Below are 13227 nucleotides of genomic sequence, written 5' to 3'. Positions count from 1 at the left end.
CTTTTCTGGTCTTCATTGTCCGGTGGGTTTCACCGGGATTACACACGCGCCAAAGCGGCGCGCAGGTGTCCTTTTGTCTCTGTCAAAATCTGGGCCGCGCGCTCCGCGCTGACCCCGGCCGCACACAGCACCGCCGGTTTCACTGCACCTTGCGCCTGCCCCAGGCAGTTTTGTGCCGTGGCCGCATCGACCCCGGCGATCCGTGCCACCATGCCAGCGGCCCGCGCGCGCAGTTTGGCGTTGTCGGCGACAAGGTTCACCATCATGCCATCATGCACATGGCCCAGCCGGATGCCCATCAGCGTGGACATCGCATTCAACGCCACCTTCTGCGCTGTCGCCGCCCCCATCCGGGTCGAACCCGAGATCACTTCGGGCGGGGTGGGCAGGCAGATTGCCACGTCGGCATGGTCGAAAATCGCGGCCTCAGGGTTGTTCGCAATGCAGATCACCCGCGCACTTTTGCTGTGTGCCAGACGGGCGATTTCATTCGGGTAAGGCGTGGTGCCGCTGGCTGTAACCGCAATCACGGTGTCGTCGGCACCAAGGCTTTCGACCGTGCGCGCGGCGTCCTGCGCGTCGTCCTCGGTGTCGCCGGGCATGTTCGCGCAGGTCGGCACACCACCGGCCATCAGAATGCGCACCTGCGCTGCGGGAATCCCGAAAGTGCCGCCCAGCTCGGCAGCATCCGCCAAGGCCATCAGGCCCGACGATCCGGCCGCGACATACGTCAGACACCCGCCCGCGCGCACGGTGTCGGCCATCAAAGCCGCGCCTTCCCCAAGCGCCGCATGCGCGTCCGCCAGCCCCTCAAGCGCCTGACGCTGCGCCTCAAGAAGAACCGACAGAATCTCACCATCGGCCCGAAGGTCCAGACCTTCAGCCGCATCGTGCGCTGCTTCTGTGCGAGGCAAGGCCATGTGATTCTCCCCCATTCAACCCGAATGATACCTTTGTGATACCTTTTGTCCATGATTTTCTAATATGTCCTGAAATTGCAGGCCAAAACTGGCCGATGCGCCGCTGAAACCCTTCCCTAACGCCCAAAGGTATCATAAAGGTATTTATATGCGCGATTCGAACACATACGACGCCATTGGCGTGGACGGGGGCGGAACATCCTGCCGGATTGCCGTGGTTCTGGGTGGAGCACGTGCCAGCCTGAAAACCGGTCGCGCCAATGTAAACAGCGACTTCTCCGGGGCGGTCGAGACCATTTGCGCCGGGGTGAACAGCCTTGCCGACCAGCTTGAGGTCGCGCCCCGCACCCTGTTCGCCCTGCCCGCCTACCTGGGCCTTGCGGGCGTTCTGGATGACGCGGTGGCGGCGCGGGTGGCAAAGGCGCTGCCCTTTGACACAGCCCAGGTCGACGAGGACCCGATCCCAACCTTGACCGGCGCCCTGGACGGCGCCGACGGCGCGGTGGCAGGCATCGGCACCGGGTCGTTCCTGGCCCGCCGGATCGGTGACGAAACACGGCTGATCGGCGGCCACGGCTTTCGTGTCGGCGACGAAGCGTCGGGCGCCTGGCTGGGGCGCGGCGCGCTGATCCGCACCCTGCACGTGGTCGATGGCCTGTACCCGGCCACGCCGCTGACCGATGCGATCCTTGACCAGCTGGGCGGCAGCGCCGCCGGCATCGTGGCTTTCGCCACCCGCGCCACGCCGGAAGACTTCGGCACCTTCGCCCCGCGCGTGGTCGCCGCCGCCAATGAGGGCGACGCGGCGGGGTTGGACCTGATGGAACGCGGCGCGCGCTATATCGAAGATGGCTTGCGCGCGGTTGGTTGGACTCCGGACACGCCCCTGTGCCTGACCGGTGGCGTCGGCCCGCATTATGCCCCGTTTCTGGGCGACGATACCCGCGCCGCCGTTGTACCGCCCAAAGGCAGCGGGCTGGACGGTGCGGTGATGCTGGCTCAACGCCTGGCCGCCAGCCAAGCCCGGCACGCGCCATGAGCGTCATCGCCTTCCTCACGCCCGATAGCTGGCTCGACGAAGGCTCTGGCCCGCGCTATCGCCGCCTGCAAAAACGGATCGAGGAGGGCATCGGCACCGACCTGCTGCCCCCCAACGCGCCGCTTCCGCCCGAACGTGAGATTGCCGCGCTGACCGGCCTGTCGCGTGTCACCGTGCGCAAGGCGATGCAGGCGCTGGTCGAACAGGGCGCGATCGTTCAGAAACAGGGCTCTGGGTCCTTCATCGCCGACATCGCGCCACGGGTCGAACAATCGCTCTCGCGCCTCACCTCGTTCACCGAGGACATGGCGCGACGCGGGCTGAAATCGGAATCGCAGTGGTTGGAGCGCGGCATGTTCATGCCGTCGCCCGAGGAGGTCGTGACGCTGGCGCTGGACCCCCACGCCCCTGTCGCCCGCATCGCCCGCCTGCGCGTGGCCGGGGGGCGCCCGATGGCGATCGAACGCGCCTCGTTGCCGCCTGACCTGCTGCCCGACCCCACCGGGGTCACCCGCTCGCTCTATGAGGTGCTGGGGCGCGACGGCAACCGGCCCGAACGCGCGATCCAGAAGATCTCGGCGATCAATCTGGACGCCGAGGACGCCGCCCTTCTGGGTGTGCCGACCGGCGCGGCGGGGCTGAAGATCGAACGCACATCCTACCTGCCCGGTGGCCGCGTCGCCGAGTTTACCCGCTCCATTTACCGCGGCGATGCCTACGATTTCGTGGCCGAGTTGCGCCTTTCCGACAGACAGGACCAGACATGACCACCAAAACCACCCAGATGCGCCGCGAGATCGAAGAAATCCCCGTGGCGGTCGACCGCCTGCTGTCGCTGGGTGCCGCCGACATCGCCCGCGCCGCTGAAGCCGTGCGCGCCCTGGACCCGGCTTATGTCATCACCGTGGCGCGCGGGTCCTCCGACCATGTCTGCACCTATCTGAAATACGCGACCGAGCTGATGCTGGGCGTGCCGGTGGCCTCGGTCGGCCCCTCGGTCGCCTCGATCTACGGCGCGCCGCTGCGCCTGGCCGGAAGCCTGTGCGTGTCGGTCTCGCAATCAGGCCAAAGCCCCGACATCGTGGAAATGGCGCGCGCCGCGCGGCGTGGCGATGCACTGTCAGTCGCGATCACCAACAATGCCGCCAGTCCGCTGGCCGAGGCCGCGCATCACACGTTGAACATGCAGGCCGGGCCCGAGCTGAGCGTTGCGGCCACCAAGACCTTCGTCACCTCGGCAGTGGCAGGGCTGATGCTGCTGGCTGACTGGAAGGGCGACGCCGAGCTTGCCGCCGCGATCCGCGCCCTCCCCCGCGCGTTGGAAGACGCCACCGCGATCGACTGGCCCGACGTGCGCGCCGCCATCAGTGACGAACAATCGCTGTTCACCTTGGGCCGCGGCCCGGCCTGGGCAATCTCGAACGAAGCGGCGCTGAAGTTCAAGGAAACCTGCCAGATCCACGCGGAAAGCTATTCCTCGGCCGAGGTACTGCATGGCCCGGTTTCGATCGTTGACGAAGGATTTCCGGTGCTGGCCTTCGCCGCCGGTGATGCCGCCGAGGACGCGCTGGTTGGCATCGCGGACCAGATCGCGGGTAAGGGTGCGAATGTGTTCGTGACCTCGGATCGGGCCACGCAGGCGCGCACCATCGCCCACCGGCGCACCGATCATCCGCTGACCGATCCGATCAGCCTGATCACCTCGTTCTATGCCATGGTCGAAAAGGTGGCGACCGGGCGCGGCATCGACCCCGACACGCCCCGGCACCTGAAGAAAGTGACGGAAACGGTATGACGAACACGGCCCAGGCCTTTGTAGGCGCAGACATTTTTGACGGCACCGCCCTCCACACGAACCGCGCCCTTGTTCTGGACGGCGGCAAGGTGGCGGGCGTCTTGCCCTTGGGTGACATACCCGAAACCGCCGCGCGGGTGGCGATTGACGGCGGCACACTGGCCCCCGGATTTGTCGATATTCAGGTGAACGGTGGCGGCGGGATCCTGTTCAATGATGCGCCCTCGCTCGACACCCTGCGCGCCATGGCCAAGGCCCACGCACGGCTGGGTGCAACGTCGATCCTGCCCACGCTGATCACCGACACACCCGCCCATGTGCGGGCCGCGGTTGAGGCTGTAGAACAAGCAGTGGCGGAAGGCGTTGCGGGCATTGCCGGGCTGCATCTGGAAGGCCCGCACCTTTCGCTGGCGCGCAAGGGCGCCCATGACCCGGCGCTGATCCGCCCGATGGAAGACGCCGATCTGGCCTTTCTGCTGGAGGCCGTGCGCCGCTTGCCGGTGCTGAAAGTCACCGTTGCGCCTGAAAGCGTGACGCCCGTGCAGATGCGCAGGTTGGCCGACGCTGGCGTGCTGCTTGCGCTTGGGCACAGTGACGCGAGCCACGCGGATTGCGTGACCGCCGCCGAAAACGGCGTGCGTTGCGTCACCCACCTGTTCAACGCGATGAGCCAGCTGACCAACCGCGAACCGGGCCTTGTTGGCGCGGCGCTGGATCAGGCTGGGCTTTCGGCGGGGCTGATCGCCGATCTGATCCACGTGCATCCCGCCACGCTGGCATCAGCTCTGCGCGCGAAACGCGGACCGGGGCGGATGTATCTGGTCAGCGACGCGATGGCGACTGCGGGGTCCGAGATCACCCATTTCACTCTGAACGGGCGGCGCATCAACCGCCAGGACGGCCGCCTGACGCTGGAGGATGGCACATTGGCGGGCGCTGATCTGGACCTGGCTACGGCCGTGCGAAACGTGGTGCGGGTCACGGGCCTGCCCCTGTCCCAGGTGTTGGCGATGGCCACCTCCGTGCCCGCGACCCTGATCGGGCAACAGACCTCACTGGGCCACCTGCGCCCAGGCGCGCGCGCGGACCTTGTGCATCTGGATACCACCGGCGCGCTTTGCGGTGTCTGGCAGGGCGGGGCGCGGGTCGCACTCTGATCCGCCTCTGGCGCTTGCCTGCCCAGCACGATACCACGGGGGCAGTTTTTCCATCGGGGCCCCCATGGCACACATTCTGACATCGCTGCGCGACCTGAGCAAACTGCCGTTTGATGAGGTGATCGATGTGCGTGCGCCCGCCGAATACGCCGAGGATCACATCCCCGGCGCGATCAACCTGCCGGTGCTGTCGGACGCTGAACGCGCGCGGGTTGGCACGATTTATGTGCAGGAGGACCGGTTTCTGGCCCGCAAGGTCGGCGCAGCCCTGGTCGCGCGCAACGCCGCTGACCATCTTGAGGGCCCGCTTGCCGACCGCACCGGTGGCTGGCGTCCGCTGGTCTATTGCTGGCGCGGCGGGCAGCGGTCTGGCTCCTTCGCCTCGATCCTGGCGCAGGTCGGCTGGCGGGTCGATCTGATTGATGGCGGCTATAAATCCTTCCGGCGGCTGGTGGTGGAAACGCTGTATGAGCAGCCGCTGGCGCTCCGCCTGATCTTGATCGACGGCGGCACCGGCACCGCCAAGACGCGGCTTTTGGAGCATCTGGAAAATCAGGGCGCGCAGGTTCTGGACCTCGAGGCGATGGCAGCCCATCGCGGGTCGCTGTTCGGCCCCGTTGCAGGTGGACAACCGTCGCAGAAAAGCTTTGAAAGCACGCTGGCGATGGCGATGGCCACGCTGGACCCGACCCGGCCGGTGTTTATCGAAGCCGAAAGCAACAAGATCGGCCGCATCACCCTGCCCCCGTCGCTGTGGGCCGCGATGATCGGCGCCGAGCAGATCCGCCTGTCGGCCCCTCTGTCCGCGCGCGCGGGGTTCCTTGTCACCGCCTACCCGGATCTTCTTCAAGACCCTGCGCGGTTGACGCAAACCCTGGACCAGCTGCGGCGCTATCACGGGCATGACCAAGTGAGCGCTTGGAAATCCCTGGCCGACGCAGGGCAGTACGAGGCGCTGGCGCGCGCTCTGGTGGCCACACATTACGACCCGCGCTATGCCCGCGTGTCACGCCGCAAAGGCCCGCCGCTGATGCAGCTGGAGTTGCCGGATCTGTCCGAGGCCACCCTGGCCGACACCGCCGCTCGGATCACCGAAACCGCCGATTAGCGACAGCGCAGCGTCGCAGGGCCAACCTCAAGCTGGCCGATCAGGGCAGCGTCATGCCCGGCGGCGCGCAGCTGTGCCAGCAGACCCTCGGCCTCCTCCACCGCCACCGCCGCAAGCAGACCGCCCGCCGTTTGCGGATCATGCAGCAGATCGCCCCGCGCACCCGTCGCCCCAGCCACAGGGGCTGCGTCCCGGTTGGACGCAAAAATCGTTGACCGAACGCCGGCGTCGGTAAGGGCAAGGGCACCGTCATAGGTCGGAACAGCCTCAAGGTCCAAAACCCCGGCCAAACCGGACGCTTTGCAGATCGCCAGAAGGTGCCCGGCCAGACCGAACCCGGTGACATCGGTCATCGCACGGGCCACGCCAAGGATCGCCGCCGCGTCGCCTTGTGGCCGCGCCATCACCGTGAGCATTCGCGCCACGTCGCGCCCATCCGCCTGCCCGGCCATTTCCCCGGCCAAGAGCGTGCCGGTGCCAATCGGGCGGGTCAGGATCAGCGCGTCCCCTGCCCGCGCACCTGTGTTGGTGATCGGTGCGTCGTCACAAAGCCCGGTCAGGCTGAAACCAATCGTAAGCTCCGCACCCATCGTGGAATGACCGCCGACAATCTCAGCGCCGGCTGCACCCAGCACGTCCTGCGCGGCGGCCATGATTTCACCCATGCTGCGTTCCTGAAGCGCCGGGGTCATATGCGGTAGGGTCACCGATACCAGCGCGGCCTGTGGGGCTGCGCCCATCGCCCAGATATCACCCAACGCGTGCACCGCCGTGATCCGCGCCAAAAGCCCGTGATCATGGGTGAAAGCGCGCAGGTGGTCGGTCGTCATCACCTGCCGTTGTCCGCCAATCTCAAGCTCCGCCGCGTCGTCGCCCGGACCTGACAGCACGTCGTCACGGGTGCTGGGGGGTAACGCCTTTAGCGCATTGCGCAGCGTGTCTGCACCCACTTTCGACCCACAGCCGCCGCACAGCGCCTTGGCCCCACTGGCCTCAGCCTCATCCAATCCCAACGCCACCACGGCGGGTTGCGCGGGGGCGGTCATCGCGGGCAGGTCGCGGAACTGATCCATGAATTTCTGGTCGATCCTGTCTTTCCAGCGCCACAGGCCTGCGCCCTGCACCGTAACACCCCACTTCTCCGCCAGCGCCACCTTGCTGCCCAGCGATACCAGCTTGAGGTAGTTGCGTTGCGGTCGGAACGGGCGCAGCGTGCCGCCAGACAGGGCCGCGCGTAAATTGTCGCGCAAGACCGGGGCCGCGCGCACCGCGAACACGCCCGCCTTTGGGCGCGGTGCATGGGGCATGTGGGCGCAATCGCCGACAGCAAACAGATCGTCGACCCCGGTCACGCGCAGTGTGTCGTCAACGGTAACAAAACCTTCATCGGTCACGGGCAGCGCACTGCCCGCCAGCCAGGGATGCGCGAAGGCCCCTGCTGCGCCAACCGTGAAGGCCGAGGGCATTTCGGCGCCGTCCGACAGCTGCACCGCGTCCGCCGTAACCCGCGCCACGGTGACGCCGCCGCGGAACTGAACCCCTGCCGCCGACATCGCCTGGTGCAACCGGCTGCGAGCGCGAACACTAGGGCCGGTGATATCGGGCGTGCGCTCCAACACCGTCACACGGGGGGCGTCGCAGACCCCCGCCAGCGCATGACGCATCGCCAACGCCAGTTCGACCCCGGCCACACCGCCGCCGATCACCACGACCTCGGGCGCTGCTTGCCCGGCGGCGACATCCGTCAGAAAGCCCTGCCAGCGCGCGTCATAGACGTCGAGCGGCTTGGCCCCGATGCCGTGTTTGCGAAAGCCCGGGATATCCGGCATCTCGGCGTGGATACCGACATCGATCGAGGCCACGTCATAGCCGATCGCGCCGCGCCCTTCGACTGTGACGGTTCGGGCCAGCGGATCGATCCCGGTCGCCGGTGCAAGGATCAGTCGTGCCCCCGCGAAGCGCGCCAACCGCACCAGGTCAATGTCCAGTTCCGCGCGCCCATAGTGCCCCGCGATCCGCCCCGGCAGCATGCCGGAATACGGGGCGGTTGGGCCGGGGTTGATCAATGTCAGCCGCACCCCCGGCAGTGGATCCATCGCCCACATGCGCAGCGCCAGCGCATGAGCATGGCCACCGCCAACAAACACCAGGTCACGGGTCAGGGGATGGGGCATCTGCATCAGCCGGGCCTTTCGAACATACCCTGCATGATGTAGTGTGTTCCTGGCCGAAGGGCCATGCGTGATTGCCCCCTTCAGGGACGATAGATCGACGTACCGGCCAGAATCTCGGCGGCGGCGGCATGGCCTGCCGGGGACCAATGCCCATCACATTCGTGGAAGAACTGCTCATAGGTGCCGCCCCCGGCCGCCAGCATCGGACGAGTCAGATCGATGTATTCCGCCCCCAGGCCACTCGCCAGATCCTCAAGCGCATTCACAAGCGGCAGGTTGGTCTTGGTCATGGCAACCTCGAAATCCAGATGCCGCGGAATGGTCGCGATCACGACAGGGCGCGGGCTGGCGATCTCCACGATCCGCTCAAGCGCGTATCGCATCCTGTCGAACTCGGCGCTGGTGTAGTTGAAATAGGGTGAGCTTTCCGTAAGATCATCGCCTTCGTCCACGCCGAACATGCCGGTGACCAGGCGCGCGCGCAGCATCAGCCAGTAGTGATCCAGCGTCCGGAAGCTCAGGATATTCTGCTTGGCCAGGGTGGTCAGAAAGGTCAGGGTGCCCACCTTAGACGGTTCAAATTCCTTGTTGGGATACGTCACCGTATAGTCAGGGTATTCCCCGACCAGGAACGGACGCCAGGGTGCGACCGAGGACAGGCGCACGGAATGGGGCGTATCGTCCCAGAAATCGTTGTTCGGCAAGATCATCACGATCACCGCGTCATGGTCGAACCGTGACCCCAGCTTTTCGTAGATCTTCCAGTATTGCGTCGGCCCGACCCCACCGGATGAGCCAAAGCTCAGGTGTTCGCGGCTGGTCATGCGCTCCAACCTGTCATGGAACGTGTCCTCCAGCATCACGCCGAAACCCTCGGCGAAACTGTCGCCAAGAACCACCACGCGCGATCCATCGCTTTCCAGGGTGGTTTCCCTGTCGCGCATCCCGAAACTGTTGGTGCGATTGATCACCCTAAAACAGCTGGTGAGATGGTCGCGTTCGACACCGGCGAGGTGAAAAATGCCGTAGTCAGGATCGACCTCAGCGACGTAGCCCCTGGCATTCGACGCCTTGTAGGTCGGCAAGGACATGTCCAGAAGCCCCATGCGCACGACCACCTGGAGCCCGATCTCCACGAAGACAAGGGTCATGACCGTATACAGGAAGACCGTCTTCAACCCACGCCAGATCTTTCCGAAAATTCTCATCCCGCCCTCCCGGCGTCGTGTCAGTCCAGCGCGTATTTTGAGGTGTAATCCTCGGCCAGCGCCGGATCCTGTTCACCCTTCACGAGATAGCAGTTTCCGACCGCCAGTGTGTCCATGTCGGTGCCCATGAAGCAATGAAACGCGTCCTCGGGCGTGCACACGATCGGCTCGCCACGCACATTGAACGAGGTGTTGATCAGCACCGCGCATCCGGTCTTTTCCTCGAACCGTGAAATCAGATCATGGTAGCGCGGGTTGGTCTCGTGATCCACGCTTTGCACCCGAGCGGAGTAATCGACATGGGTGATCGCGGGAATGTCCGAGCGTTGCACGTTCAGCTTGTCGATCCCGAACAGCGCCTGGTCCGCCTCGCTCATCTGTTTGCGCCGCGCCTTCTGCACATCAGCGACGATCAGCATGTAGGGGCTGGGTTCGTTCAGGTCGAAATACTCGGACACACGTTCCTTCAGAACGGACGGTGCGAAGGGGCGAAAGCTTTCGCGATACTTGACCTTCAGGTTCAGGGTCTTCTGCATTGTCGGGGAGCGCGGATCACCCAGGATCGAGCGTCCGCCCAGGGCGCGAGGACCGAATTCCATCCGGCCCTGGAACCAGCCCACGGCCTTGCCTTCCGCCAGGTCGGTCGCGGCCCGGTCGCTCAACGCGGCGGGCGCCAGCACATGGAATTCCGCACCCGCGGCGCGCAAGCGCGTCTCGATGTCGGCCTGCTCGAATTCCGGCCCCAGGTATGAGCCCTTCATCCCGTCGCCGCCCGGCCGGTCCGCCTGCGGCAGGCGTGGTTGGTCCTGTTCCATGTGCCAGGCCACCTGTGCCGCCCCCAGGGCACAGCCCGCGTCCCCTGATGCGGGCTGAATCCAGATCCTGTCGAACGCACCATCGCGCAACACCTTCCCGTTGGCGACGCAGTTCAGCGCGACACCCCCCGCAAGACACAGGTTGCGAGTGTCGAATTCGCGGGCCAGGTCCTGCACCAGGGCCAGAACGATGCGCTCGGTCACCGCCTGAACCGACGCGGCCATGTCCATGTGGAACTGGGCCAGGTCCTCGGTTTCCGGTTCTCGGCGTGGCTGGCCGAACAGGTCCGCAAAGCGCCGGTTCGTCATCGTCAATCCGGTAGCGTAGTTGAAATAGCGTTGATCCAGCCGGAATGACCCGTCCGGTTTCAGGTCCACCAGCTTGTCCAGGATCAGGTCGACAAACCGCGGCTCACCATAGGGCGCAAGCCCCATGATCTTGTATTCGCCGCTGTTGACCTTGAACCCGAGGTAGTAGGTGAAGGCGGAATAAAGGAGCCCCAGGGAATGGGGAAAGTTGATCTCGCGCAGCGGGGTCAGCTGGTTGCCCTTTCCCAAGAACACGGCGGTCGTCGCCCGCTCCCCCACCCCATCCAGGGTCAGCACCAGCGCCTCGTCGAACGGCGACGGGTAAAAGGCGCTGGCCGCGTGGCTCAGGTGATGTTCGGAAAACAGAAGCTCGGTCTTGCCGTCCATGCCGCCGTCATGCTGGTTCAGTTCCTCCAGCAAATGCGTTTTCTGAAACAGCTTGTCCTTGATCCAGACCGGCACCGCCTTGCGAAACGAGGCAAAGCCGCGCGGCGCGAAACTGGCATAGGTTTCCAGTAGGCGTTCGAACTTCAAGAACGGCTTGTCATAGAACACGACCTGATCCAGATCAGCCATCTTAAGCCCCGCCTCGGCCAGACAATAATCGATCGCCTGGCGTGGATAATCGGGCGTGTGCTTTTGCCGGGTAAACCGCTCTTCCTGCGCTGCCGCGATGATTTCCCCGTCCACCAGAAGGGCTGCGGCACTATCATGATAGAAGGCCGAAATGCCAAGGATCGCCGCCATCAGAACACCGTGTAGATGAACGGAGCGATGGCAGACCCCTGGGTCAACACGATCAGACCACCAATCAGGATCAGCGCGATCAACATGGGCCAGAGCCAGTATTTCTTGCGCGCGACAAGAAAGTGGACGAGTTCGATCAAGATGGACATCGGGTCAGCCTTCCAGGTATCAGAATTGGTTTTTCATCGGACCCGGCGGGGTATCGCGCGGTTCCCAATAGCTGTCCAGCGTCGGATCAATTCCGCGTTTCAACGGGTCTTTGCCAAACAGTTTCATCAACAAAGCGGTCGGGGTGACGACAAGCGCAAACAGGATACCCATCACGACCGGCGTCATCACCGCGCTGATGGCAAGCCCGAAGCGAAACCACGCATGGTTCAGTGGCTTCAAGAGCCTGGGCATGAGAAAAGAAACAGCCCCGAAAAGACCCGCCACGATCAAGGCCCAAAGCCGCAGGTCACCGCCCTTCAAAAGCGGGTAAAACGCGATGATCAGGAAAACGGCGCAGAAAACCAGGCCAAAACTCTTTTCGCTGCCAATTGTCGGGGTGCTCACGTTTGCCCTCGCTTTCAGGAGAAATGTCATGTGGGGTCTAACACCCACGCCCGCCCCGAACAAGCCACGCCTGTCCCCCTGGGAAAACGGCGTCGTGCATAGGTGAAACCATCACGCAAAACAGGTGCATTTGGGTGCCCAATAAGCTCGAGGGGATATGCTCAGAACCACCAAGCATGCCTCCAATCGGTCCTCTCGGAACCTGATATCGGCAAGATTTAGCCGTGCGGTTTCCCGCTTCACCCAGGCGAACACACGGCTGTCTTTTCCCATCAGATCAGTGCCGCAAAACCATTCGCGCTGACGTGGCGCGGGCGGGCTTGGGTCGTCACACTGGGAAAGCCACCAGGTTTTTCCCCATTTCCCGCAACACCAAAACAGGCACCCTCGGACACAATCGCATTTGCATGAAAAGGGACCACGATGGAAAACGTTACAAGCTCACTTGGCTGGCTTCAGGCCAACTTGATCAACATTCTCTTTGTCATCGTGATCGCCGTCATCGCCTACTGGATCGCAGGCGTCGTCAAGTCTGTGATCCTTCGCATCGGAAAATCGCAGCCCTCGCTGGACGAAACGCTGTTCCATTTCCTGGGATCGATTGCCCGCTACGGCGTCATGATCTTTGCTGGCATCATCATCCTCGACCGGTTCGGCATTCAGACGACATCGCTTGTCGCAATCCTGGGTGCGGCCAGTTTGGCCGTCGGCCTTGCCCTGCAAGGCACCCTGTCCAGCCTTGCCGCCGGCGTGATGCTCATTCTGTTCCGGCCCTACAAGGTTGGTGACTTTGTCGAGGCCGCGGGCACCTTTGGGAAGGTTGAGGCAGTCACCTTGTTTACCACCGACATGATCACGTTTGACAACCAGCAGATCATCATCCCGAACTCGGAAATCTGGGGCACCAAGATCACCAACCATTCACACCATGCGGTGCGCGGCGTCGATATGATCGCGTCGGTCGGCTATGGCACCGACATCAAGAAAGCCAAAGCATCGATCGCGAAGGTCCTGAAGGCAAACAAACAGGTTCTGAGTGACCCCGCCCCGTTTGTCGAGGTCGAGACCCTGGGGGCCAGCAGCGTCGATCTTCTGGTGCGTCCCTTTGTGACTGGCGCGGATTACTTCGACGTAAAATACGCCCTCCCACAGGCAATCTATGAACAATTTGCCAAAGATCGCATCGAAATTCCGTTCCAGCAGGTTGTTGTGCATAACGCAAACTAAGCTACACTTTTCCCTGTCCGTGCCTTCGATAGGTGGTGCATCCGAGGCCCCGGTTGCGCCATTTTCGAGCTCCAATCAGCTGCCGCGATATGTCGAGTATCCGAACGGCGACAGCAGCAGGGGCACGTGGTAGTGGGTGTTCTCGGACATGCCGAAGCGCAGCGGGATCAGGT

13 protein-coding genes are annotated in these 13227 nt (G+C 64.1%); 6 read left to right on the top strand and 7 right to left on the bottom strand.

Annotated features, from left to right (window positions below; all coding sequences use genetic code 11):
• Nucleotides 1-38: 38 nt before the first annotated feature.
• Nucleotides 39-920, bottom strand: coding sequence for an N-acetylmuramic acid 6-phosphate etherase (locus tag MN188_RS00065; protein ID WP_242104753.1), 882 nt, complete (start codon nt 918-920; stop codon nt 39-41).
• Between the two features lie 148 nt (nt 921-1068).
• On the opposite strand from MN188_RS00065, the gene MN188_RS00060 reads away from it, so the two are divergent.
• The 5 genes from MN188_RS00060 to mnmH all read left to right on the top strand — a co-directional run bounded on the left by MN188_RS00060 (nt 1069) and on the right by mnmH (nt 6019).
• Nucleotides 1069-1959 carry a glucosamine kinase nucleotide-binding domain-containing protein gene (locus MN188_RS00060; protein ID WP_242104752.1) on the top strand — a complete coding sequence of 297 codons (891 nt, stop codon included), beginning with the start codon at nt 1069-1071 and terminating at the stop codon, nt 1957-1959.
• On the top strand, nt 1956-2726 hold the full coding sequence (locus MN188_RS00055) for a GntR family transcriptional regulator (RefSeq protein WP_242104751.1): 771 nt from the start codon (nt 1956-1958) through the stop codon (nt 2724-2726). The genes MN188_RS00060 and MN188_RS00055 overlap by 4 nt, the downstream gene beginning before the upstream one ends.
• Nucleotides 2723-3754: an SIS domain-containing protein gene (locus MN188_RS00050; protein WP_242104750.1), complete on the top strand. Its 1032-nt coding sequence runs from the start codon at nt 2723-2725 to the stop codon at nt 3752-3754. Before MN188_RS00055 ends, MN188_RS00050 begins: the two co-directional genes overlap by 4 nt.
• Nucleotides 3751-4911 carry an N-acetylglucosamine-6-phosphate deacetylase gene (gene nagA / locus MN188_RS00045; protein WP_242104749.1) on the top strand — a complete coding sequence of 387 codons (1161 nt, stop codon included), beginning with the start codon at nt 3751-3753 and terminating at the stop codon, nt 4909-4911. The genes MN188_RS00050 and nagA overlap by 4 nt, the downstream gene beginning before the upstream one ends.
• A gap of 64 nt (nt 4912-4975) precedes the next feature.
• Complete coding sequence (mnmH, locus tag MN188_RS00040; RefSeq protein WP_242104748.1) at nt 4976-6019, top strand: tRNA 2-selenouridine(34) synthase MnmH; 1044 nt, start codon at nt 4976-4978, stop codon at nt 6017-6019.
• Here mnmH and selD read toward each other — a convergent pair.
• From selD to MN188_RS00015, 5 genes are all read right to left on the bottom strand, one after another.
• Nucleotides 6016-8193 carry a selenide, water dikinase SelD gene (selD, locus tag MN188_RS00035; protein ID WP_338023214.1) on the bottom strand — a complete coding sequence of 726 codons (2178 nt, stop codon included), beginning with the start codon at nt 8191-8193 and terminating at the stop codon, nt 6016-6018. The genes mnmH and selD overlap by 4 nt on opposite strands.
• Before the next feature lie 80 nt (nt 8194-8273).
• A complete protein-coding gene (locus MN188_RS00030) occupies nt 8274-9401 on the bottom strand; it encodes an SGNH/GDSL hydrolase family protein (RefSeq protein ID WP_242104746.1) in 1128 nt (375 codons plus the stop codon).
• A 20-nt stretch (nt 9402-9421) separates the two neighbouring features.
• Nucleotides 9422-11272, bottom strand: coding sequence for a carbamoyltransferase family protein (locus MN188_RS00025; RefSeq protein WP_242104745.1), 1851 nt, complete (start codon nt 11270-11272; stop codon nt 9422-9424).
• Nucleotides 11272-11421 carry a DUF5989 family protein gene (locus MN188_RS00020; RefSeq protein WP_242104744.1) on the bottom strand — a complete coding sequence of 50 codons (150 nt, stop codon included), beginning with the start codon at nt 11419-11421 and terminating at the stop codon, nt 11272-11274. Before MN188_RS00020 ends, MN188_RS00025 begins: the two co-directional genes overlap by 1 nt.
• A 19-nt stretch (nt 11422-11440) precedes the next feature.
• Nucleotides 11441-11827: an SxtJ family membrane protein gene (locus tag MN188_RS00015; RefSeq protein ID WP_242104743.1), complete on the bottom strand. Its 387-nt coding sequence runs from the start codon at nt 11825-11827 to the stop codon at nt 11441-11443.
• A 423-nt stretch (nt 11828-12250) separates the two neighbouring features.
• On the opposite strand from MN188_RS00015, the gene MN188_RS00010 reads away from it, so the two are divergent.
• Nucleotides 12251-13054 carry a mechanosensitive ion channel family protein gene (locus tag MN188_RS00010; RefSeq protein ID WP_242104742.1) on the top strand — a complete coding sequence of 268 codons (804 nt, stop codon included), beginning with the start codon at nt 12251-12253 and terminating at the stop codon, nt 13052-13054.
• Nucleotides 13055-13129: 75 nt separating this feature from the next.
• On the opposite strand, the gene MN188_RS00005 is transcribed toward MN188_RS00010, so the two are convergent.
• The coding region (locus MN188_RS00005) for a hydroxyisourate hydrolase (protein WP_242107296.1) at nt 13130-13227 on the bottom strand (98 nt) is incomplete at its 5' end.

The organism is Aliiroseovarius subalbicans (assembly GCF_022678625.1).
GTDB lineage: Bacteria > Pseudomonadota > Alphaproteobacteria > Rhodobacterales > Rhodobacteraceae > Aliiroseovarius_A > Aliiroseovarius_A subalbicans.
The sequence above is the reverse complement of the archived record's forward strand: the minus strand, read 5'-3'. Positions and strand labels throughout refer to the sequence as shown.